This window comes from Micromonospora sp. DT4, assembly GCF_049841675.1.
In the GTDB taxonomy this organism is placed as follows: domain Bacteria; phylum Actinomycetota; class Actinomycetes; order Mycobacteriales; family Micromonosporaceae; genus Micromonospora.
Genome location: NZ_JBNCKT010000006.1, coordinates 33,512 through 55,715, shown reverse-complemented (window position 1 = coordinate 55,715; position 22,204 = coordinate 33,512). Strand labels below are relative to the sequence as shown.

Annotated in this window: 18 protein-coding genes; 7 read left to right on the top strand and 11 right to left on the bottom strand. The window is 71.6% G+C overall.

Annotated features, from left to right (window positions below; translation table 11 throughout):
* Window positions 1-184: 184 nt before the first annotated feature.
* A complete protein-coding gene (gene sigB / locus ACLQ24_RS04095) occupies window positions 185-1,189 on the top strand; it encodes an RNA polymerase sigma factor SigB (protein ID WP_425889048.1) in 1,005 nt (334 codons plus the stop codon).
* Window positions 1,190-1,364: 175 nt separating this feature from the next.
* On the opposite strand, the gene ACLQ24_RS04090 is transcribed toward sigB, so the two are convergent.
* Genes ACLQ24_RS04090 through ACLQ24_RS04080 form a run of 3 tightly spaced genes read right to left on the bottom strand, consistent with a single transcriptional unit; the run spans window position 1,365 to window position 6,026 of the window.
* Window positions 1,365-3,920, bottom strand: coding sequence for a GNAT family N-acetyltransferase (locus tag ACLQ24_RS04090; protein ID WP_425889047.1), 2,556 nt, complete (start codon window positions 3,918-3,920; stop codon window positions 1,365-1,367).
* Between the two features lie 16 nt (window positions 3,921-3,936).
* The gene (locus ACLQ24_RS04085; RefSeq protein ID WP_425889046.1) at window positions 3,937-5,118 is read right to left on the bottom strand and encodes an acetoin utilization protein AcuC; all 1,182 of its coding nucleotides are present in this window, start codon (window positions 5,116-5,118) and stop codon (window positions 3,937-3,939) included.
* Window positions 5,119-5,165: 47 nt separating this feature from the next.
* Window positions 5,166-6,026: a sulfurtransferase gene (locus ACLQ24_RS04080; protein WP_425889045.1), complete on the bottom strand. Its 861-nt coding sequence runs from the start codon at window positions 6,024-6,026 to the stop codon at window positions 5,166-5,168.
* A 100-nt stretch (window positions 6,027-6,126) separates the two neighbouring features.
* On the opposite strand from ACLQ24_RS04080, the gene ACLQ24_RS04075 reads away from it, so the two are divergent.
* Complete coding sequence (locus tag ACLQ24_RS04075) at window positions 6,127-6,816, top strand: metal-dependent transcriptional regulator (protein WP_425889044.1); 690 nt, start codon at window positions 6,127-6,129, stop codon at window positions 6,814-6,816.
* Window positions 6,817-6,829: 13 nt separating this feature from the next.
* Here the strand turns inward: ACLQ24_RS04075 and ACLQ24_RS04070 are convergent, their stop codons facing one another.
* Both ACLQ24_RS04070 and ACLQ24_RS04065 read right to left on the bottom strand, forming a co-directional pair.
* Window positions 6,830-7,378 (bottom strand): hypothetical protein, encoded by a 549-nt coding sequence (locus ACLQ24_RS04070; protein ID WP_425889043.1) that lies wholly within the window; start codon window positions 7,376-7,378, stop codon window positions 6,830-6,832.
* An 89-nt stretch (window positions 7,379-7,467) separates the two neighbouring features.
* Window positions 7,468-7,722, bottom strand: a complete 255-nt coding sequence (locus ACLQ24_RS04065) for a DUF5522 domain-containing protein (protein ID WP_425889042.1) — start codon at window positions 7,720-7,722, stop codon at window positions 7,468-7,470.
* Window positions 7,723-8,300: 578 nt separating this feature from the next.
* On the opposite strand from ACLQ24_RS04065, the gene ACLQ24_RS04060 reads away from it, so the two are divergent.
* Window positions 8,301-9,407 carry a glycoside hydrolase family 19 protein gene (locus ACLQ24_RS04060; protein WP_425889041.1) on the top strand — a complete coding sequence of 369 codons (1,107 nt, stop codon included), beginning with the start codon at window positions 8,301-8,303 and terminating at the stop codon, window positions 9,405-9,407.
* A 121-nt stretch (window positions 9,408-9,528) separates the two neighbouring features.
* Window positions 9,529-9,666, top strand: a complete 138-nt coding sequence (locus ACLQ24_RS04055; RefSeq protein WP_425889040.1) for a hypothetical protein — start codon at window positions 9,529-9,531, stop codon at window positions 9,664-9,666.
* Window positions 9,667-9,690: 24 nt separating this feature from the next.
* On the opposite strand, the gene ACLQ24_RS04050 is transcribed toward ACLQ24_RS04055, so the two are convergent.
* Window positions 9,691-10,626 carry a DUF2332 domain-containing protein gene (locus ACLQ24_RS04050; RefSeq protein ID WP_425889039.1) on the bottom strand — a complete coding sequence of 312 codons (936 nt, stop codon included), beginning with the start codon at window positions 10,624-10,626 and terminating at the stop codon, window positions 9,691-9,693.
* A gap of 371 nt (window positions 10,627-10,997) precedes the next feature.
* On the opposite strand from ACLQ24_RS04050, the gene ACLQ24_RS04045 reads away from it, so the two are divergent.
* The gene (locus ACLQ24_RS04045; protein ID WP_425889038.1) at window positions 10,998-11,150 is read left to right on the top strand and encodes a hypothetical protein; all 153 of its coding nucleotides are present in this window, start codon (window positions 10,998-11,000) and stop codon (window positions 11,148-11,150) included.
* Window positions 11,151-11,340: 190 nt separating this feature from the next.
* Here ACLQ24_RS04045 and ACLQ24_RS04040 read toward each other — a convergent pair whose 3' ends face one another.
* Window positions 11,341-14,247, bottom strand: coding sequence for a vitamin B12-dependent ribonucleotide reductase (locus tag ACLQ24_RS04040; RefSeq protein ID WP_425889037.1), 2,907 nt, complete (start codon window positions 14,245-14,247; stop codon window positions 11,341-11,343).
* A 35-nt stretch (window positions 14,248-14,282) separates the two neighbouring features.
* On the bottom strand, window positions 14,283-14,783 hold the full coding sequence (gene nrdR, locus ACLQ24_RS04035; RefSeq protein ID WP_234587987.1) for a transcriptional regulator NrdR: 501 nt from the start codon (window positions 14,781-14,783) through the stop codon (window positions 14,283-14,285).
* Window positions 14,784-15,300: 517 nt separating this feature from the next.
* Here nrdR and lexA point away from each other — a divergent pair.
* Window positions 15,301-16,086, top strand: coding sequence for a transcriptional repressor LexA (lexA, locus tag ACLQ24_RS04030; protein ID WP_425746158.1), 786 nt, complete (start codon window positions 15,301-15,303; stop codon window positions 16,084-16,086).
* A gap of 122 nt (window positions 16,087-16,208) precedes the next feature.
* Here the strand turns inward: lexA and ACLQ24_RS04025 are convergent, their stop codons facing one another.
* Window positions 16,209-17,999, bottom strand: coding sequence for a hypothetical protein (locus tag ACLQ24_RS04025; protein ID WP_425889036.1), 1,791 nt, complete (start codon window positions 17,997-17,999; stop codon window positions 16,209-16,211).
* Between the two features lie 50 nt (window positions 18,000-18,049).
* Complete coding sequence (hflX, locus tag ACLQ24_RS04020) at window positions 18,050-19,504, bottom strand: GTPase HflX (RefSeq protein WP_425889035.1); 1,455 nt, start codon at window positions 19,502-19,504, stop codon at window positions 18,050-18,052.
* A 183-nt stretch (window positions 19,505-19,687) separates the two neighbouring features.
* Here hflX and ACLQ24_RS04015 point away from each other — a divergent pair, with 183 nt between their 5' ends.
* Window positions 19,688-21,154, top strand: a complete 1,467-nt coding sequence (locus ACLQ24_RS04015) for an NAD-dependent malic enzyme (protein WP_425889034.1) — start codon at window positions 19,688-19,690, stop codon at window positions 21,152-21,154.
* 192 nt (window positions 21,155-21,346) lie between these two features.
* Here the strand turns inward: ACLQ24_RS04015 and dapF are convergent, their stop codons facing one another.
* Window positions 21,347-22,204: a diaminopimelate epimerase gene (gene dapF / locus ACLQ24_RS04010; protein ID WP_425889033.1), complete on the bottom strand. Its 858-nt coding sequence runs from the start codon at window positions 22,202-22,204 to the stop codon at window positions 21,347-21,349.

Sequence of the window (22,204 nt, the reverse complement as noted above, 5' to 3'; positions counted from 1 at the left end):
GCCGGGCCAGTTCGGCGGTGGGGCAACCGTGGGGGTGACACATTTCGGCGACGATCCCGCCGGATTGCTGTCGGGTGCCCGATCGCCTCACTCCCGTTTCACGTCCCGCCCGCCAAGCTGTGTCTCACACCGGCACCACTGGGCCGGAGACACGGCACAGACGTGGGATACGGGGGAGACAGAGATGACGGAACACCGCACGCGCCCGGCCACCAGCACCGAGACCAACGGGGCGGCCGACACCCTCACCGACCTGGACGCCACCGACGAGCGCGGCATCTCCACCGACCTGGTCCGGGCGTACCTCAACGGGATCGGCCGGACGAAGTTGCTGACCGCTGCGCAGGAGGTCGACCTGGCCCGGCGGGTCGAGGCCGGACTGTTCGCCGAGGAGAAGCTCGCCACCTGCACGCCGGTCTCCGACGACCTGCGAGCCGACCTGGCGCTGATCGTCGTCGAGGGTCGCGCCGCCAAGGACCACCTGCTGGAGGCGAACCTGCGGCTGGTGGTGAGCATCGCCAAGCGCTACACCGGGCGCGGGATGGCCTTCCTCGACCTGATCCAGGAGGGCAACCTCGGTCTCATCCGGGCGGTGGAGAAGTTCGACTACGCCAAGGGCTACAAGTTCTCCACGTACGCCACCTGGTGGATCCGGCAGGCCATCACTCGCGCCATGGCCGACCAGGCCCGCACCATCCGCATCCCGGTGCACATGGTCGAGCAGGTCAACCGGATGGTCCGGGCCCGCCGCGAGCTGGCCGTGACGCTGGGCCGCGAGCCCACCGTCGCCGAGGTCGCCCGGGCCCTGGAGATCCCCGAGTTCCAGGTCATCGAACTCATCTCGTACGACCGGGAGCCGGTCAGCCTGGACCAGGCCGTCGGCGACGACGGTGAGAGCGCACTCGGCGACTTCGTGGCCGCGGTGGACCTGCGGACCGACCCGGGTGAGGGGGCCGCCCAGGGCGAGCTGCGCAACGAGGTGAGTGTCGTGCTGGCCACGCTGTCGCAGCGGGAGCAGGCAGTCATCCGGCTCCGGTTCGGGCTGGACGACGGCCGGCAGCGCACCCTGGACGAGGTCGGCCGCGAGTTCGGTCTGTCCCGCGAGCGCATCCGGCAGATCGAGAAGGTGACGCTGCTCAAGCTGCGTGATCCGGAGCGGGCGCAACGCCTGGAGGCGTACGCCTGCTGACGTACGCGATTCCAGAAGGGAGGCCCTGGCGGTTCGCCGGGGCCTCCCTTCTGTCGCGGTGGTTGACTGGGGACATCCGACGACCCGGAAGGCACCCGTGAACTGGACGCTGGAAGTGGTGATCGTGCCGGTCTCCGATGTGGACCGGCGGGGGCCGGCAAGGGCCTGCGCAACCTCAGAGACGGCGGGGGCCGGTGTCCGGCCGGGTCGCCACGCCGCCGACCCGTACCTGGGCGTGTAGGACCGAGATGCCGTCCGGGCGGGCGAGCACCGGGTTCAGGGTCAACGAGCGCACCCGGGGCTGCTCGTCGGCGAGCTGGCCGACCCGCAACAGCAGGTCGGCCAGGGCCGCCCGGTCCACCGGAGCCGCGCCCCGGTGCCCCCGCAACAGGGGGGCCGCGCGGGGCTCGTCGACCAGTTCGGCGGCGTCGGTGTCGGTGAGCGGCACCGCCCGCCAGGCCCGGTCCCCGAGCAACTCGGTGGCGACCCCGCCGAGACCGAAGCCGACCACCGGCCCGAACGCCGGGTCCTCCACCAACTCCACCACACAGGCCACCCCGGGCGGGACCATCGGCTGCACCAGCACGTCCGCGCCGAAGCCGGCGGCCATCTCGGTGTACGCGCGGCGGACGCTCGCCTCGTCGCGGAGGTCGAGACGGACCGCGCCCAGGTCGAGCCGGTGCCGCAGCCCGGGATCGGCGGCCTTGAGCGCCACCGGGAGACCCACCAGCGCCGCCGCCTCGGCCGCCGCGTCGACCGTGTCCACGGGCACCGACGGCACGGTCTCGATGCCGTACGCGGCCAGCAGCGCTCCCGCGTCGACGGGGTCGGCGCGCAGCGCGGCCTGTGCGGCATCCCGGTCGATCCGCGGCAGGTCGGGTGTCCCGCCGGGCAGGCGGCCCAGCCACTGCGCGTACCGGTGCACCCGGGCGAGGGCGCGGACGGCCTCCTCCACCCCGCCGTACGCGGGCACCCCGGCGGGCAGCCGACCGACCAGGAACGTCGCCACTGTCGGTTTGCCCAGGGCGAGGGCCGCCGGCAGGGCGGCGGTGACATCGGCGTCCACGTCGGTGCGCTGGCCGGGCAGCGGCGGGGCGAAGACCACGACGAGGGCGTCCACCCGGTCGTCGCCGGCCGTCTCGGCGAGGGCGGCGGCGAACTCGGCGGCGCCGGCGCTCGGCCCGACGTCGCGGGGGTAGCCGTCGGCCACGGTCAGGCCCTGCCCGACGCAGGCCGTCGCCGCCAACCCGGTCAGCGCCGACGAGTTGCCGACCACGCCGACGCGACCGCCGGTGGGCAGTGGCTGGTTGGCCAGCAACACCCCCACGTCGAGCAGTTCCGCCACGGTGTCCACCCGGATCACCCCGGACTGGGCGAAGAGCGCGGCCACCGCCACCTCGTCCGGGCCGGCGGCGTCACCGACCCCGGCCGGGCGGGCCGGTGAGGCGAGCGCCACCACCGGTTTGGCACGGCCGATCCGCCGGGCCAGCCGGGCGAACTTGCGCGGGTTACCGAAGGTCTCCAGGTACAGCATGATCACGTCGGTGTCGGGGTCGTCCTGCCAGTACTGGAGCAGGTCGTTGCCGGAGACGTCGGCCCGGTTGCCGGCCGAGACGAAGCTGGACAGGCCGAGGCCACGTCGGTCCGCCTCGGCTAGCAGCGCCACTCCGAACGCGCCGGACTGGCTGAAGATGCCGACCCGACCGGCCGGTGGCAGCGCTGGCGCGAGGGTGGCGTTGAGGCGTACCGTCTGATCGGTGTTGGCCACGCCCAGGCAGTTCGGGCCGACCACGCGCATGCCGGCGGCGTGTGCCGCGCGGACCAGCGACCGCTGCGTGGCCGCGCCCTCGCCGCCGGCCTCGGCGAAGCCGGCCGAGATCACCACGAGGCCGTGTACCCCGGCGGCGGCCGCGTCGGCGACCACCGCGGTCGCCGCCTCCGGCGGGACCGCCACCACCGCCAGATCCACCTCCACCTGGGCGTCGACAGCAGAGGGGTACGCGGGCAGCCCCGCCACCGTCGACGCGCTCGGGTGCACCGGCACCACCGCGCCGGTGAAACCGCCGTCCCGCAGGTGCCCGAGCACCGCAGCGCCGACGCCCTGGCCGGTGGCGCTCGCGCCGTAGACGGCGATGCCCCGCGGGGCCAGCAACCGGGCGATCGAACGCGCTTCGGTGCGGTGCTCCCGACCGCGCTGCACCTCCAGGGTGGCCTCGGTCGGGGCGATCGGGAAGCTCAGGTGCACCACCCCGTCGGCGTACGCGCGCTGGACCTGGTAGCCGAAGTCGGCGAAGACCCGCAGCATCGTCCCGTTGGACGGCAGCACCTCGGCGACAAAGCTCATGATGCCGTTGCGCCGGGCGGCGTCGGCCAGGTGCTCCATCAGCACCGAACCGATACCCCGACCCTGGTAGGCGTCCTCCACCACGAAGGCCACCTCCGCCTCCGGCGCCTGCGGGCCGAGCCGCTCGTACCGGCCGACCGCGACGATCTGGTCGGCGGCCAGCACGACGAACGCCTCACGGTCGTGGTGGTCGACCGTGACGAAACGGATCAGGTCCCGTTCGGGGATACGGGGGTACGGCGAGAAGTACCGCAGGTAGCGGGTGCGCTCGGAGAAGCGGCTGTGCATCGCCACGATGCCCGGGGCGTCGGCCGGGTCGATCTGCCGCAACTGGACGGTGCTGCCATCGCTGAGCAGCACGTCGGCGGGCTGGTCCACTCTCGTCACCGCAGAACGGCCCCGCTCAGTCCCGCGGGTCGTACGGGTCGAGCCCGAGCAGCGGGAAGACCGTCTTGCGGGTCGCCGCGATCGCCCGGTCCACCGCGTTCGGCTCGCCCGTCGGCTGCCACGGCTCGTACGACGGGTCGCCGTCGTCGGTCATCCGCAGTGGGATCTCCCGGCTCGGTCGACGGGCCGCCGCCAACTCCCGCCAGGCGAGCGGGGTGAGCGTCGCCGGGTCGATCGGGTCGCCGGTCGCCACGGCCAGCAGGTGGGTCCACGCCCGGGGTACCGCCTCCACCAGCGCGTACCCGCCGCCACCGGTGGCCACCCAGCGACCCTCGCACAACTCGTCGGCGAGCGCCCGCAACGCCAGGTAGGTGGCGCGCTGCCCGTCCACCGTCAGGTTGAGGTCGGCCAGCGGATCCAGCCGGTGCCCGTCGGCGCCGCACTGGCTCATTAGCACCTGCGGGCGGAACGCGCGCAGCACCGACGGCACGATCGCGTGGAACGCCCGCTGCCAGCCGGCGTCGTCGACGCCCGGGGGCAGCGGCATGTTCACCGCGCTGCCCTGGGCACCCGGCCCGCCGGTCTCGTCGGGAAAGCCAGTGCCGGGAAAGAGCGCGAGTGGCGTCTCGTGCAGGCTGACCGTGAGCACCCGCGGGTCGTCCCAGAAGATGTCCTGCACCCCGTCCCCGTGGTGCACGTCCACGTCGACGTACGCGATCCGCTCGGCGCCCAGGTCGAGCAGCCGGGCGATGGCCACCGCCGGGTCGTTGTAGACGCAGAAGCCGGACGCCCGGGCGGGCATCGCGTGGTGCAGGCCACCCGCCACGTTCACGGCCCGGCGGGCGTTCCCGCTCCAGACCGCCTCGGCCGCGGCCACCGTCGCGCCGGCGATCAACGCGCTGGACTCGTGCATCCCCTCGAACACCGGGTTGTCGCTGGTGCCCAGCCCGTACCCGGCGAACAGCGGGTCGCGCGGCGCGGCCCGCACCGCCGCCAGGTAGGCCGGGTGGTGCACGCGGGTCAGCAGGGCGTCGTCGGCGGGCTCCGGCTTGACCACGCGCACACCCGGACGGGTCAGGATGCCCAGCTCCTGGGCGAGCGCGACGGTCAGCTCCACCCGCACCGGGTCGAGCGGATGGTCACCCATGTTGTAGGCGAGCAGCGAGGAGTCCCACACCACCACCGTGTCGTCGGACATGAGCCCATCGTCGCACGAGGACCGTCGCCGACCGTCGCACGCGCTGGTCAGCGCTCGGGTGTCGGCCCGGAGGCGACCGGCCGGGACTCGTCGGCGATCCAGTTGCTCCACGAACCGACGTACAGCGCCGCGTCTTCTCGGCCGGCCAGGTGCAGCGCGAGGACCGCCTGCGCGGCGGTCACGCCGGAGCCGCAGTACGCCCCGACCCGCCGAGCCCCGTGCACGCCGACGGCGGCGAACCGCTCCCGCAGCACCTCGGCGGCCGGGAAGCGCCCGTCGGTGCCCACGTACTCGCCGGCGGGCAGGTTCGCCGCGCCTGGCACGTGACCGGCGACCGGGTCGATCGGCTCGACCTCGCCCCGGTACCGGGGTGCGGCGCGCACATCGAGCAGCACGGCGTCGTCGGCGGAGGCCAGTGCGGCGGCCCGCCCGGCGTCGAGCACCGGAAGATCACCGGGGCGCACCTCGACGTCGCCGGGGCGCGGGGTGGGCGCCTCGGTGGAGACCGGTTGCCCGGCGGCCACCCACGCCGGGAAGCCGCCGTGCAGCAGGCGCACCGGACGGTGCCCGGCCCACCGCAACGTCCACCAGGCGCGCGCGGCGGCCAGGCCGTCACCGCCGTCGTACACCACCACGGGGTGACCGGCGCGGACGCCGGCGGCCCGCAGCGCCCCCCGCAGCGCGCCCGGGTCGGGCAGCGGGTGCCGGCCGCCGACGCCGGGCGGCCCGCACAGCGCGGTGTCGAGGTCGACGAAGACCGCGCCCGGCAGGTGACCGGCCAGGTAGTCGTCGTGGCCGGGCGGGCCGGTGAGCCGCCAGCGGACGTCGAGCAAGGTGGGCGGGTCGGCGTCGTCGAGCTCGGCGGCGAGCCGGTCGACCTCGACGAGCAGCTCCTCGGTACCGGACATGCCGACCATCCAACACCATCCGGGTCGCCACCACGCGATTCGGCAGCGATCGCTCGCCGCGCGGCAGGGTAGCATCGTGCATCGGAGGGCCGCTTACCTTATGAAGTCTCACGATCTGGTCGACACGACCGAGATGTACCTGCGCACCATCCTCGAGCTGGAGGAGGAGGGAGTGCCGCCGCTGCGCGCCCGGATCGCCGAGCGCCTCAAGCAGAGCGGCCCCACCGTCAGCCAGACCGTGGCCCGGATGGAGCGCGACGGCCTGCTCACCGTCGAGGGCGACCGGCACCTGACGCTCACCGCGCTGGGCCGTGGCACCGCCGTCTCCGTGATGCGCAAGCACCGCCTCGCCGAGCTACTGCTGGTCAACGTCATCGGGATGCCCTACGAGGAGGCCCACGAGGAGGCCTGCCGCTGGGAGCACGTGATGAGCGACGCCGTCGAGAAGCGGGTATACGACCTGCTCAACCGGCCGACCCGCTCGCCGTACGGCAACCCGATCCCGGGCCTGGAGGAGCTGGGCTCCCCCGGGCCGGAGACCAGCGAGGCCGGCGAGGGCGAGCGCAACCTGGCCTTCCCCGGGCTCTCCGGGCCGGTCGTGGTCCGCCGGATCTGCGAGAGCGTGCAGACCGACTCCGACGTGCTGCGCCAGTTGCACGCCGCCGGCGTCGACCCGGGCGCCACGGTGACCGTGGCCCAGGAGCGCGACGGGGTGTCGATCGACCGCTCCGGCGACCGGGTGCGGCTGCCCCGCGAGGTCGCCTCCCGGGTCTTCGTCGCCGCCAACTGACCGCCCGTGGGCGTCACAACGCCCGCGTGTCCACCTTCTTGGCCAACGCGATCAGGTCGCCGGCCACCTTGTCCGCGGCCGTCCGCTCGGCACCTCGGGCACCGGTCCAGGTCAGGGTGGCGAGGCGGCCGTCGCTGGCCAGCCAGCCGACCTCGGCGACCGGCCCGCGCCCGCCGCTCGCCGCGACGGTACGCCGATACGCCTGCTGGCCCAGCCCGGTGACCTTCGTCGCCTTGTCGGGCACCGCGTCCGCGCCGAAGCTGGCCTTGTCGATCGTGGTCTCCGACACGCTGAGCATCAGCTCTGGCAGCGCCGCGCGCTCGGCCCGGACCACGCAGGTGTGCGTATCGTCCCGCTCGCTGGCCGCCGCCACGTCGAAGCGCACCTTGACGACCTGCTCGATCACCGCGAAGTCCAGCAGCCGGCAGGCACCGCCCGACGAGGCCGCTGACACGTCCAGGGCGACCGGCCCCGGTGGTGGCACCGCCACCGGGGCCACCTCGGCGGCACAGCCGCTCACCAGCAGGCCCGCCAGCCCGGCGACCATGATCCGCCCGCGCACGTTCCACCCTCTCGCCGACCGACGGCGGAAGGGGGCCCGCCGGGTGTCCGTCGGACACCGTACGGGGTGTCCGGGGCGGGCGGAAGTCCTCATTCTGAAGGTGAATCGTCCACGTACGGGCAGTGTCGGCAACCCCGTCCGCAGCACGTGCCACGGCGGGCCAGGAAGCCGGCGCTGAGCACGAACAGACCCGTCACCGGGTCGCCGTAGCCGGCCTCTCCGGCGGCCAGCGCGGCGTCGTGCGCGGCGATGATCCGGGCCCGGTCCGGGTTCTCCGACGGTAGGCGGGACGGGTGTGGTTCGGTGAGCGGCCGGTCCGCCAGGGGTCGTCGCTCTCCGCTCACCGTCGCAGTCTAGGGAGAGCCCGCGGGGCCGGCGGAAATGCGGTGCCAGGTGCGGTGCCGCCCGGTAGAGGCCGCGGGCCGCCGGCCGGCGGCGAACCCGGTGCAGGTGGGCCCCGGTCTTCTCGGTCAGCGCCGTCGGTGGGCTGGCGGTGGGGGTGCTGGCCGCCAGCCTCGCTCCACCGGCCGGTTCCTGACCAGCATGGATACGTCCCGCGTACCAGAACTTCACCATCCACTACCTCCCAGCTCAACACCAGAAATAGATGATCAACAACGATCACTACCGAGGAAACGTGAACCGGCACAGGTGCCCAACCGTCTGGGTCATCGATGCCTTACCCCCGCAATCGTGAAGGTGCAGCAATGGTCCCGATGGGTCGTACGCCGCCGATTCCGATTCGTCGGATGACTCGTGGAACAGCCAGTGGATCGAGCAGAGGACATGATCCCCGGCCGGCGCGGCCAGCCCTGGGCCTCATCTCGTGACGATGCACGCCCCGAACCCTGGGGCTTCTCATCACCGGGTCGCGCGAAGCGCCTCCACACCCGCCAACGTTCTCTCGGAAAGGAGTGGGATCATGTCCAAGCTTCGAGCCTTGGCCATACTCTTGAGCCTGGCTGTCGCCGGCGGACTGGTGCTGGTCATCCAGTCGACGCCTGCGTCAGCTACGTCCTGCGCGAAATCCTGGCAATCTTCAACCGTCTACTGGGAAGGCGATCAAGCATCCCGTAACGGTCGCAACTACGAGGCGAAGTGGTGGACCCAGAACGAGGTGCCTCCGGGCAGCAACCCCGTCTGGCAGGACCGCGGCGTGTGCAAGAGTGGCAAGCCGCGATCGGCCAGTAACGACTGCGACTACCCGAACTGGGCGGACCGCGCCTGGTACGCCACCGGCACCGTCGTGCGGTACACCGACGGCAAGTTCTACATCGCTGAGCACGACAATCCGCGCTACGACCCCATCATCAGCACCTGGTACTGGGACCCCTACACCTGCGGCAGCAGCGGCACCCCTGCGCCACCCGCCGACGGCCCCCAGCCCCGATCTTTTGCCAAGGCCCCCGGCAGCTTCGTGGTCAGTGAAGCCCAATTCAACCGGATGTTCCCAGGCCGCAAATCCTTCTACACCTACTCGGGGTTGATCGCCGCTCTCAGCGCGTACCGTGAGTTCAGTACTACCGGCGACCGCAACCGCCAGCGCCAGGAGGCAGCCGCCTTCCTGGCAAACGTCTACCACGAGACCGGCGGACTCGCCCACGTCGTCGAGCAGAACACCTCAAACTACTCAAAATACTGCGACTCCGGCCAGCCCTACGGATGCCCGGCTGGTCGGGCTGCCTACTACGGGCGCGGGCCAATTCAGCTGAGCTGGAACTCCAACTACAACGCTGCTGGAAAAGCACTCGGCCTGCCCCTACTGACCCAGCCCTGGCTGGTGCAGAACAACCCCTCGGTGGCCTGGAAGACCGGCATCTGGTATTGGATGACCCAGAACGGCCCGGGCAGCACGACCGCGCACAACGCCATGGTGAACGGAGCAGGATTCGGAGCGACCGTTCGAAGCATCAATGGCTCACTCGAATGCAACGGCCGGGGCTCCGCCCAGGTACACAGCCGTGTCGACAGGTACAAGAAGTTCGTCAGCATCCTCGGTGTACCGCCGGGCAACAACCTGTACTGCTGATCCGCAGAATCGGCAGCTAACACCAGAAGCGCAGTGCCCCGGCTCCCTTGGGAGCCGGGGCAACTTCCTGGAGAGCGTCTTCACCGGCGACCCGCCGTCGTACCCGGCTGTGCTCGTCTCGATGACGCCGAAACTGCCCGACGACCCGGTAATCGCGGAGGTCATCGACCGGTACGCCCGCCTGCACGGCCTTCCCGACAGCACCGACCTGCGCCAGCCATCCGCGCCCTGCGCTCGGACGCCCGCGTCGAACCGCTGAGTCGGGCGGGTCGGCGTCGGTACGTCAGGCGAACCAGGTCATCGCCTGGCCGTGGCCCCGCGTCCAGGCCAGCGGTTGCCCGTCCAGCGCGAGGACGTTGTGCAGCGCCGCGTCCGGGGAGTCGGGCAGCCCGTCGTAGGGCAGCACCTCCGGGGCCTCGTTCGCGATCCAGTGCCCCGGCAGCTCACCGACCAGCCGCACGAACGCGTCCCGGCGCGCCGTGTGCACCTGGTAGAGCACCGAGGTGTGGAAGATGACAAGCGTCGCGTCGGCCGGCACCCGCGCGGCCAGCGCCGGCAGGTCGTCCACCAGGTCACCCCGGACCAGCAGCGGCGGGTCGGCGGCGGCGACCGCCACCGCCGCGCGCAACCGGGCCCGCCGGTGCGCATGCTCCGGCCAAATCAGGGCGTCCAACCAGGACACGTCGTCGGGGTCGGTCACGTCGAGCGGGTTCAGGTCGAGGCCAGCCCGCCACACCACCAGGGGTACGCGCTCAGGTGGCACCAACCCGCTGGCCGCGCACGCCAGGACGGGCACACCGTCGCCGACCGCGTGCTCGCCGTACCGGTAGGCGTACCGGTCGGGATAGAGGCAGAGCCCGGCGGACGCCCCGACCTCCAGCAAGGCGAGGGGCTGCGGCAACGCGGCGAGCACCGGCAGCAGCACCGCGCACCGGCCGGCCTCGTTCGTCTGGGTGGCCCGGCTGAACAGCTCCGCCTTGACGGCGGGCCAGTGCGTCAACACGTAGTCGTGGAAAGCGACCGGATCGTCGACCGGGCCGCCCAACCAACGGACCACGCCGTACAGCAAGTTCGGCTGGCGCTTGGCCGGTGGGAGCGCGTCGAGGAGGGCGAGCAGGTCGTGGTCGTCCGCGACGGCGTACGACAGCCGCTCGTACGTCGGTGAGACCCCGTGCGCCTCGCGGCGCGCGAACTCGACGTACGCCTCGGCGGTTGTCATGCCTTGATCGTCGCAGTCCGCCACCCGGCTTCCGGGACCGGAGCGGCGGCCGGAACTTCAACGATCATTCGCGGGGACTCCACGGTCTGTTCAGCCGTCGCCGCGCCTGGTTGAGCAGGCTGAGTGGACGGTCGGGCCAGGCGCGGTGCGACCGGCAGCAGACCGGGAGTGGAATCAGTGCGTAGACAGTCGATGAGCTGGGCGTTCGCCGCGGTGGCGACAGGTGTCGTCGTGGGCATGGTGCCTCCCGCCGTGTCGGGCGCGATCGGCAGCGCGGCGACCGTGGCCGGCGCGAGCACCGACGGTGACCGGCCTGCGCCGGCCGCGGTAGCGCTCGCCGGTAGCAACGCCCGGACCTGGGTCAACAGCATGTGGTACGGCCTCGCGCGTTCACGCTCCAGCCGCCGCTGGAGACCCAGTACCTGACCCGGGGCACCCACGAGTTCGTGTTCACCCTGGACCCGGCCGCGTACCAGAACTTCAACGTCGACTACTTCGACTTCCGCTACACGGGCAGGCACTGAGCTGTTCCGTTGGCCTCTACCGTGATCACTTGATGCTGGCCAGTTGCCCCCGACCTTCTGTGACTGGTCAGCATCAAGTGATCGTGCGAGCGTCCTGTTCCGGAAGCGCTTGCAAGACGCTCAGCCCGGTAGGAGCAAATGGCGCTGCCCCGGCCTCACACGGGAGGCCGGGGCAGCGCTGGGGCGTACGTCAGCTGCAGCCGCTGGTGGAGCCGCAGCCCTCGCAGACGTAGCAGCTACCGGCGGGGCGCATCTTCGTACCGCAGGTGAAGCAGAGCGGCGCGTCGGCGGCCTTGCCGATCACGGCCTCCAGCAGTTCGGTGCTGGAACCCACGCTCGGGGCCGGCTTGGCGGCGGCCACGTCGGCCATCTCCTGCGCCGGCTGGGCGACGGCCTCGGTCCTGGCCGGGGCCTCGACCGGCGCGGAGGACGCCATCGCGGTGAGGTCCGCACCGGTGACGGCGGCAGCCTCCGCGTCGGCCTCGGCCCGCAGCTGGGCGGCCCGCTCGCCGGCCGTGAAGATGCCCAGCTCGGCGCGGCGCTCGTAGGGCAGGAAGTCCAGCGCCAGGCGACGGAAGATGTAGTCCATCACCGAGGCGGCCATCCGCACGTCCGGGTCGTCGGTCATGCCGGCCGGCTCGAAGCGCATGTTGGTGAACTTGCTGACGAACGTCTCCAGCGGCACGCCGTACTGCAGGCCGATGCTGATGGCCACCGAGAAGGCGTCCATCACGCCGGCCAGGGTCGAGCCCTGCTTGGACATCTTGAGGAAGACCTCGCCGAGGCCGTCGTCCGGGTAGGACGACGCGGTGAGGTAGCCCTCGGCGCCACCGACGGAGAAGCTGACCGTCTCGGACGGGCGCTTCTTCGGCAGGCGCTTGCGCACCGGCCGGTACTCGATGACCTTCTCCACCGCGGCCGGCGCGGCGGCTGCGGTCTCGACGGCGGCCGGCTCGGTGGCCTTGTTGGACTTGGCGACCGAGAGCGGCTGGCCGACCTTGCAGTTGTCCCGGTAGATCGCCAGGGCCTTGAGGCCGAGCTTCCAGCCCTCGAAGTAGATCTTCTCGACGTCCTCGACGGTGGCCGCCTCCGGCATGTTGACCGTCTTGGAGATGGCGCCGGAGACGAACGGCTGGATGGCCGCCATCATCCGCACGTGACCCATCGGGGCGATCGTCCGCTCGCCCATCGCGCAGTCGAAGACCGCGTAGTGCTCCGGCTTGAGGCCGGGGGCGTCCACCACGTGGCCGTGGTCGGCGATGTGCTCGACGATCGCCTCGACCTGCTCCTCGGGGTAGCCGAGGCTGCGCAGCGCGCGCGGCACCGTCTGGTTGACGATCTGCATCGAGCCGCCGCCGACCAGCTTCTTGAACTTGACCAGCGCCAGGTCCGGCTCCACGCCGGTCGTGTCGCAGTCCATCATGAAGCCGATCGTGCCGGTCGGGGCGAGGACGCTGGCCTGCGCGTTACGCCAACCGAACTTGTCACCGATCTTGTTGCCCTGGGTCCACTGCTTGGTCGCCTCGCGGACGATCGCGGTGGCCACCGGGCTGGTCGGCTTGATCTCGTCGTTGGCCGCGGCGTGCTTGCGCATGACCCGCTTGTGCGGCTCGGCGTTGCGGGCGTAACCGTCGTACGGGCCGACGACACCGGCCAGCTCGGCGGAACGGCGGTACGCGGTGCCGGTCATCAGGGACGTGATCGACGCGGCGACCGAACGGCCCTGCTCCGAGTCGTACGGCAGGCCGGTGGCCATCAGCAGGGCGCCCAGGTTGGCGTACCCGATGCCGAGCTGCCGGTAGGCGCGGGTGGTCTCGCCGATCTTCTCGGTCGGGAAGTCGGCGAAGCAGATCGAGATGTCCATCGCGGTGATGACGAACTCGACGGACTTGACGAACTTCTCCACCTCGAAGCCGCCGTCGGCGCGCAGGAACTTCAGGAGGTTGAGCGAGGCCAGGTTGCACGAGGAGTTGTCCAGGTGCAGGTACTCCGAGCACGGGTTCGACGCGGTGATCCGGCCGGTCTCCGGGCAGGTGTGCCAGTCGTTGATCGTGTCGTCGTACTGCAGGCCGGGGTCGGCGCACTCCCAGGCGGCCTGGGAGATGGTGCGGAACAGCTTCTTGGCATCGACGGTGTCGATCACCGAGCCGTCCAGGCGACCGCGCAGGTCGAAGCCCTCGCCCTTCTCCACCGCCGACATGAACTCGTCCGAGACGCGGACCGAGTTGTTGGCGTTCTGGTACTGCACGCTGACGATGTCGGAGCCGCCGAGGTCCATGTCGAACCCGGCGTCCCGCAGCGCGCGGATCTTGTCCTCCTCGCGCGCCTTGGTCGCCACGAACTCCTCGATGTCGGGGTGGTCGACGTCGAGGATGACCATCTTGGCCGCGCGCCGGGTGGCGCCACCGGACTTGATGGTGCCGGCCGAGGCGTCCGCGCCGCGCATGAAGCTGACCGGACCGGAGGCCGTGCCGCCGGAGGAGAGCAGCTCCTTGGAGGAACGGATCCGGGAGAGGTTGACCCCGGCCCCCGAGCCGCCCTGGAAGATCCGCCCCTCCTCCTTGTACCAGTCGAGGATGGAGTCCATGGAGTCGTCGACGGAGAGGATGAAGCAGGCGCTGACCTGCTGCGGCGACGGCGTACCGACGTTGAACCAGACCGGCGAGTTGAAGCTGAACACCTGGTGCAGGAGCATCCAGGTCAGCTCGTGCGCGAAGATCTCGGCGTCGGCCGGGCTGGCGAAGTAGCCGTACTCCTCGCCGGCGGTGCGGTAGGTCGTGACGACCCGGTCGATGAGCTGCTTGAGCGACCACTCCCGCTCCGGGGTCCCCACCGCGCCCCGGAAGTACTTGGTGGTGACGATGTTCGCCGCGTTGACGCTCCACGACTCCGGGAACTCCACGCCCCGCTGCTCGAAGTTGATCGAGCCGTCCCGCCAGTTCGTCATCACGACGTCCCGGCGCTCCCACGAGACCTCGTCGTACGGGTGGACACCCTCCGTCGTCCACACGCGCTCGATCTTCAGCCCCGCGCCTGCCTTGTTCCGTGAACGGCTCGTTGTCACGCCGTCGCCCCCCTCGTCTGCGCGGTCACCCACCACGCGTCCTGATCTCTCGGAAAAACAGTGAAGTCTCAGCTGGTACGGCCGGCGGCCTCGACCGCGTCGGCACGGCCCTGCTCCCGGGCTCGCGCCACGGCCCGCAACGTCTCGATCTCGCGCTCGAAGTCGGCGAGCGAGTCGAAGGAGCGGTAGACGCTGGCGAACCGCAGGTAGGCGATCTCGTCCAGGTCGCGCAGCGGACCCAGGATCGCCAGGCCCACCTCGTGACTGGGGATCTCGGCGGCCCCCTTGGCCCGGACGGTCTCCTCCACCCGCTGCGCGAGCAGCGCCAGGGAGTCGTCGTCCACCGGCCGGCCCTGGCACGCCTTGCGCACCCCGCCGATGATCTTCGTACGGCTGAACGGCTCGGTCACCCCGCTGCGCTTGACGACCGCGAGGACCGCCTCCTCGACGGTGGTAAACCGCTTGCCGCACTCCGGGCACGAGCGCCGTCGTCGGATGAGCTGGCCGTCGTCGGCCTCCCGCGAGTCGACCACGCGGGAATCGGCGTGCCGGCAGTACGGACACCGCATCGCGGACCCCCAATTCATGATCAATCGCCTCGTACCGGATGCACCCGGGCACGGAGAACCACGACGGCGCCATGGGCTCATGGCGCCCGCCGTGTTCGACCTTACGGGAGTGCGGTCGGTAGTCGGACCCAACCTGTGGGCAACTTACGCCCGTGTCACTACTACATCTAGGGGTCGACCGTATGTCGCCGAGGAACGCGGGTCAAGTTGACCGGCGTGTCCGGCGCGTCACGGACCATCCGGTCATCCACCCCCGGCGGAACCAACGCGGACACCCCGCCCGGGTTACCGGCCGCACGGCCCGAGCGAGACGGAAAACGGCCGACAATCGAACGCGCGTGCTACCCGACGTACCATTTATCAGAACATCCGTACGACCGGAGCGGTTTTTCACCCCGACACGCCGGTGAGAGGTCGTACAGATGTTTGAAAATGACCGATCTCACCTATACGGTCAGGAACAACCGCACGCACCACGAGCCGACGAGGCACCCAGCGCCGACCAGGGAGGACGGACGTGACCGAGGACCGGGCCAGCCGGCCGAAGAGCCCGCAGCAGATCACCGAGGCGGGCCCGCCAGCCACCCGACGCCGCACCGCCGCGCGCAGCCGGACGGGTCAGCCCGCCGTGCGCCCGGTCACGCCGGTGGTCAGCGCCTTCCCCGACCCAGCGACGGTCGACCTGACCGCCCGCCAGCGTCGCATCCTGGAGTTCATCCGCACCTGGGTGGAGCGCCACGGCTACCCGCCGAGCGTCCGGGAGATCGGCGAGGCGGTCGGCCTGGTGTCGCCGTCGAGCGTCGCCTACCAGCTCAAGGAGCTGGAGAAGAAGGGCTTCCTGCGCCGCGACCCCAACCGTCCCCGCGCCGTGGACGTCCGCGCCCCGAGCGAGGCCATCGACGACGAGCTGTCCCGCGCCCAACGACCCACCCCGGCGTACGTGCCGATGCTCGGCCGGATCGCCGCCGGTGGGCCGATCCTCGCCGAGCAGGCGGTGGAGGACATCTTCCCCCTCCCCCGCGAGCTGGTGGGCGAGGGTGAGGTGTTCATGCTCCAGGTCAAGGGCGACTCGATGCTCGACGCGGCGATCTGCGACGGCGACTGGGTCGTCGTCCGGCAGCAACCGACCGCCGACTCGGGCGAGATCGTCGCCGCGATGCTCGACGGCGAGGCGACCGTCAAGACCTACCGTCGGCGCGACGGCCACGTGTGGCTGATGCCGCAGAACCCGGCCTTCGACCCGATCCCCGGCGACGACGCCACCATCATGGGCCGGGTCGTGGCGGTGCTCCGCCGGATCTGAGCGACCGACCCCGCGGGTGGGCGTCCACGACGCTCACCCGCGTCGCCCGACCCGTTCACCCCGCCGAGCGGGCCGGCCGGGCGGGACCGTCGCGATCAGGCCCCGGGGTGGCGCTGACCGCGTCAGTAGCGGTCGCCCCGATGGCCACGACCGCCGCCGGGATACTGCCGGTACGGGTCGACGGGCGCGTCGTCCTCACGCCGGCGGCTGGGCCGCTGGCCCCGGTGGTCCGGCTCCGGCCCACCGCGCCTCGGCGGCTCCGCCCGACCCCCGCTGGGCTGGCCACCGCCGCCGTACACGCCGCCGCCCGGCCGGCCACCGGTGCCCCCGGGTCGACCCCCGCCATCGCCGCCACCGCTACCACCGGCGCGGCCACCGCCACCGCCGCCACCGCCGGCGCGGCCACCGCCACCACTGCTACCGCCGGCGCCACCAGCGCGGCCACCGCCACCACCGCCGTACACACCGCCGCCGGCCGGGGCGCTGCCGCCCCCGCCGGGCCGAGCCGCACCGTAACCGCCACCTCCCGCGCCAGCCGGACGCGCACCCCCGCCGCCGGCAGGACGGCCGCTCCCGCCACCCCCGCCGGCTGGGCGCGCGCCTCCCCCGCCGTAGACGGCGCCGCCGGCAGGAGCGGGACCGCCCCGGCCGGAACCGCCGTAGACCCCGCCACCCGCCGCCGCGCCGCCGTACACACCGGCGTTCGGACGGCCACCGCCGGGCGGAGCACCGTCGACGCCGGGCGTGCCACCGCGGTCGTCCGGGTCGTCCGCCGAATCGTCCGCGGCGGGCGGGCGACGGCGGGCTCGAACGATGCCGACGATGCCGGCACCGACGAGCAGCAGACCGAGTACGCCGACCGCGCCCACCAGATAGGTGATGTCGTCGAAGCTGAGCCCGTCGATCCAGGACTTCCCGGCCGCCGGCTTGGGGCCCGCCGCCCCGGCCAGCGGTGCCGCCGCGCTCGTGGACGGCGTGTAGCTCAGGACGTCGACCGGTTCGTCGGCGGTGAGTTGACCGCCGTCGGAGACCGTGACGAAGGTCTTGCCGTCCGGGGTGTAGGAGATCGCCTCGCCGAACGGGTCGGCCAGCGGCGTCACCCGCGGCTTGCCGGTGGTGAGCGCCCCGACGATGTCGTCACCGGTGACGTCGTACTCGAAGGCGTCCGCGTACGTCCGGATGACGACGCGGGTGCCGTCCGGCGATCGGGCGGCGCCGGTGATCGCGGCCCGTCCGTAGACGCTCAGCGGATTCTCGGTGGTGGTCTTCGGCAGCTTGATCTCGCCGACCTTCTTCATCGGCACCGGCGTGGTGTCGCCGTTCTTCAGCTTCGCCGCCGGGGTGAAGATCTCCGAGTTGCCGCTCGCCACCTTGGTGATGATCAGTGGCAGGCCGCCGGCCCCCACCAGCAGCGCCTCCGCGTCGTGCGGCTTGTTCTCCGGATACGAGAGCCGGTGCAGCAGCGGCTGCTTGTTGCCGGTGATCGGCATCGTCCAGACCGCGATCCGGGTCCGCCGCTCCTTGCTGGTGGTGTTGTCGCCGATGTCACCGATCCAGAGGGTGTCGCCCTTCGGCGACAGGGCGAGATCCTCGGTGTCGAACGGTCCCTGACCCGAGTAGCGGACCGGCTCCTTGACGACCTTGCACTTGCTGTCGAGGAAGAAGACCCGCTTACGCCCCTCGACGTCGGTGCCGTCGTTGATGACGATGTAACCGGTCTTGGTCGCCACCAGGCCGGACAGCTCCCGCAGACGCTCGTCGGTGACCGAGCAGCGCTTCTTACCAGGGGTGGCGGCGGGCGGCTGTGATGATCCGGGAGCGGGAGCGGGAGCGGCTACGGCGACTCCGGCCAGCGCCACGGTTGCCCCGAGCAGGCCGAGGGCAACCGTGACCGAGGAAACAACGCGGCGCATTCGGCCAGTGTCGCATGCCGCGCGTTTCCGGTGGATGACGCCGGGGCCGCTCAGGGCCGGCTGCCGACCGCCTGGCCTTCCCGCGCAACGTCGTACGGCGCCAGCTCGGCAGCGAGTGCCGCGCTGACCCGCACGTGCAGCAGGGTGCCCTCCGCCAGGTGCGACGTGCTGAGCACCTCGCCCGAGCGGTGCACCCGGGACACGAGGTCGCCCCGGTCGTACGGCAGGACGGCCCGGACCTCCACCGCGGGTTGCGGCAGCCGCTCCTCGATCGCCGCGCGCAACCCGTCGATCCCGCGACCGGAGTACGCCGAGACGAAGATCGCGTCCGGCCAGAGGCGCTTGAGCCGCAGCAGCGTGTCCTCGTCGGCGGCGTCCGTCTTGTTGACCACCAGCAGCTCGGGGAGTCGGTCGGCGCCGACCTCGGCGAGCACCTCGTGCACCGCCCGCACCTGCTCCTCGGGATCCGGGTGGGTGCCGTCGACGACGTGCACCACCAGATCGGCCTCCGCGACCTCCTCCAGCGTCGACCGGAACGCCTCGACGATCTGGTGCGGCAGGTGCCGCACGAAACCAACCGTGTCGGAGAGGGTGTAGAGCCGCCCGTCGGAGGCGGTGGCCTTGCGGGTGGTCGGGTCCAACGTGGCGAAGAGCGCGTCCTCCACCAGCACGCCCGCGCCGGTCAGCCGGTTGAGCAGGCTGGACTTGCCGGCGTTGGTGTAGCCGGCGATGGCCACGGCAGGCACGGAGTTGCGGGTACGACGAGCACGCTTGGTGACGCGTACCGTGCGCATGCTCTTGATCTCACGGCGGAGCCGGGAGATGCGGTGGCGGATGCGCCGCCGGTCGGTCTCCAGCTTGGTCTCACCGGGGCCACGGACACCCACACCGCCGCCGGCGCCGCCGCCACGACCGGAACCACCGGTCTGCCGGGACAGCGTCTCACCCCAACCGCGCAGCCGGGGCAGCAGGTATTCGAGCTGTGCCAGCTCGACCTGCGCCTTACCTTCCTTGCTCTTGGCGTGCTGGGCGAAGATGTCGAGGATCAGCGCCGTACGGTCGACGACCTTGACCTTGGTGCGCTGCTCCAGGTTGCGCAACTGCGACGGGGACAACTCGCCGTCGCAGATGACCGTGTCGGCGCCGGTGCTGAGCACCACCGCGCCGAGGTCGTCGACCTTGCCGCGACCGATGTACGTGGCCGGGTCGGGTCGCGTACGACGCTGGATGAGCCCTTCGAGCACCTGCGAGCCGGCGGTCTCGGCGAGCGCGGCCAGCTCGGTCAGGGAATTCTCCGCGTCGGTCACCGTGCCCTCGGTCCAGACGCCCACCAGGACGACCCGCTCCAGCCGCAGCTGGCGGTACTCCACCTCGGTGACGTCGGTGAGCTCGGTTGACAGGCCCGGGACGCGTCGGAGGGACTGTCGCTCCGACAGCTCCATCTCGCCGGTGGTGACGTCGTCGAGCTCGTCCTCGACGGGGACAAAGCTCTCCTGGTCTCGCAAGCGGTTCTCCTGTCCGTTCTGTAGGTAGAACGTAATCCTGACATGTCACAACGCCCTGCGCACCTGCTATATGCCCGTGCTGGAGGTCGCCAAAGGTGGGGGCGAATACCAGTCGACCTCCACAACCCGGTAGAAATGCTGGGCGGCGGCCGACCGGCCGCACAGCCGTGACGGAGGGATCCCGTGGCCATCACCCGACTGCCGAGCGCCGGATTTTCGATCACCATCCGGATCGCCGTGACCGCGGACGCCTCCTCGATCGGCCGGCTCACCACCTCCGTCGGTGAGGCCGGGGCGATCGTCACGGCGCTGGACGTCGTGGACTCGGACCCGACCCACGTGATCGTCGACCTCACCTGTGACACCGCCGATGCCAACCACGCCGACCAGGTGGTCGAGGCGCTGACCGCGCTCGACGGCGTGGACGTGCGCAAGGTGTCGGACCGGACGTTCCTCCTGCACCTCGGCGGCAAGATCGAGGTGACCTCGAAGGTCGCGCTCCGCAACCGCGACGAGCTGTCCCGCGCGTACACCCCGGGGGTGGCCCGGGTCTGCATGGCGATCGCCGAGAACCCGGCGGACGCCCGGCGGCTGACCATCAAGCGCAACACCGTCGCGGTGGTCAGTGACGGCTCGGCGGTCCTCGGCCTGGGCAACCTGGGTCCGGCCGCGTCGCTGCCGGTGATGGAGGGCAAGGCCGCGCTGTTCAAACGCTTCGGCGGGGTGGACGCCTGGCCGGTGGTGCTGGACACCCAGGACACCGACGAGATCGTGCAGATCGTCAAGGCCATCGCGCCCGCGTACGGCGGGATCAACCTGGAGGACATCGCCGCGCCGCGCTGCTTCGAGATCGAGGCCCGGCTGCGCGAGGCGCTCGACATCCCGGTCTTCCACGACGACCAGCACGGCACCGCGATCTGCGTGCTGGCCGCGCTGACCAACGCGCTGCGCGTCGTGGGCAAGCAACTCTCGGACGTCCGGGTGGTCGTCTCCGGCGCCGGCGCAGCCGGCACCGCGATCATGAAGCTGCTGCTGCGTCAGGGCGTCGGCGACATCATCGCGTACGACCGCCAGGGCGCCCTGCACCGCGGCCTGACCGACCTCAACCCGGCCTGGCAGTGGCTGGCGGAGAACACCAACAAGGAGAACTACTCCGGCGACCTGCCTGGCGCGATCCGGGGCGCCGACGTGTTCATCGGGGTCAGCGCGCCGAACCTGCTCAGCGGTGACGACATCGCCGCCATGGCGAAGGACGCGATTGTGTTCGCGCTGGCCAACCCCGACCCGGAGGTCGACCCGCGGGAGGCGCGCAAGCACGCCGCGGTGGTCGCCACCGGCCGCTCCGACCAGCCGAACCAGATCAACAACGTGCTCGCCTTCCCAGGCGTGTTCCGCGGGATGCTGGACGCGCACGCCGAGGAGTTCACCGAGGAGATGGCGATCGCCGCCGCCCGGGCCATCGCCGACGTCGTCGGTGAGGACAAGATCAATCCGACGGTGATCGTGCCGAGCGTCTTCGACTCGCGGGTGGCCCCGGCGGTCGCCGCCGCCGTCCGCGCCGCCGCGCACAACCCCAGCCCACTTCCGGCCGCCGACCCCGGCCCGGCCGACCTCCCGGAGATCGCCGCCACCGCCAGCGCCACCCCCTGACCAGGTCGGCGCCTGCGGGTGCCGGGGCGAGGGAGGCTAGCCCAACCGGGCCGTTCTCCTCCTTTGCTCTGCTTCAACCGACGCAACACCTGGTGTCCGATAACCGGACACTGGGGTGTTGCGCGGGTTGAAGCAGAGCAAAGGGCCGACAACAACCGACGGCAGCCGACGGCACCCCGTGAGCGGACGGCCTCAGCGCCGGAACGCGGCGGACAGGGTGGAGAGGTCGACCTCGCCGCTGGCCACCAGGACGGCCGGGCCGCAGAGCCAGCAGGAGTCCTCGGTGACCGTCACGGTCAGGCGGCCGCCGGGGACGTCCACCGCCACCACACCGGCGTCCCGGCCGGCGTCGCGCAGGGCCACGGCGGCCACCGCGCAGGCGCCCGTGCCGCAGGACAGGGTCTCGGCGCTGCCGCGCTCGTACACCCGCATGAGGCTGTGCCCGTCGGTGTCGTCGACCGCGTCGCCCGGAACGATGAACTCGACGTTCGCGCCGGCCGGGAAGACCGTCGGGTCGAACCCGGGCGCGACGGTCAGATCCAGCGCGGACAACTCCACGCCACTCGGTAGGACGCACACCAGGTGCGGGTTGCCGACGTCCACGACCGTGCCGGACAGGGTCAGACCGCCCAGGGTGGCGCTCGACTCGTCGTACACCCGGGGGCGGCGCATCTCGACGGACACCGCGCCGCCCTCGACCAACGCGCGCACGACGCCGGCGCGGGTGGCCACCGGCAACGCCGCGCCGGCGGGCGTGGCGAGCCCGCTGTCGAGCAGGTAGCGCACGAAGACGCGCGCGCCGTTGCCGCACATCTCGGCGAACGAGCCGTCCGCGTTCCAGTAATCCATGAACCACTCGGCCTCGCCGGCCTGGTCGGCGCCGTCGGGGTGCTTGGCCGCGCGGACCACCCGCAGAACGCCGTCCGCGCCGATGCCGCGCCGCCGGTCGCAGAGCGCCGCGACCAACTCCGGGGTCAGGTCGAGCTGACCGTCCGGGTCGGGCAGGAGGACGAAGTCGTTGCCGGTGCCGTGCCCCTTGGTGAACTCCAC

Coding starts and splice junctions, on each gene's coding strand:
- sigB (WP_425889048.1), top strand. CDS start 185: ATGACGGAACACCGCACGCGCCCGGCCACCAGCACCGAGACCAACGGG.
- ACLQ24_RS04085 (WP_425889046.1), bottom strand. CDS start 5,118: ATGTCCGACGACACGGTGGTGGTGTGGGACTCCTCGCTGCTCGCCTAC.
- ACLQ24_RS04080 (WP_425889045.1), bottom strand. CDS start 6,026: ATGTCCGGTACCGAGGAGCTGCTCGTCGAGGTCGACCGGCTCGCCGCC.
- ACLQ24_RS04075 (WP_425889044.1), top strand. CDS start 6,127: ATGAAGTCTCACGATCTGGTCGACACGACCGAGATGTACCTGCGCACC.
- ACLQ24_RS04060 (WP_425889041.1), top strand. CDS start 8,301: ATGTCCAAGCTTCGAGCCTTGGCCATACTCTTGAGCCTGGCTGTCGCC.
- ACLQ24_RS04055 (WP_425889040.1), top strand. CDS start 9,529: ATGACGCCGAAACTGCCCGACGACCCGGTAATCGCGGAGGTCATCGAC.
- ACLQ24_RS04050 (WP_425889039.1), bottom strand. CDS start 10,626: ATGACAACCGCCGAGGCGTACGTCGAGTTCGCGCGCCGCGAGGCGCAC.
- nrdR (WP_234587987.1), bottom strand. CDS start 14,783: ATGCGGTGTCCGTACTGCCGGCACGCCGATTCCCGCGTGGTCGACTCG.
- ACLQ24_RS04025 (WP_425889036.1), bottom strand. CDS start 17,999: ATGCGCCGCGTTGTTTCCTCGGTCACGGTTGCCCTCGGCCTGCTCGGG.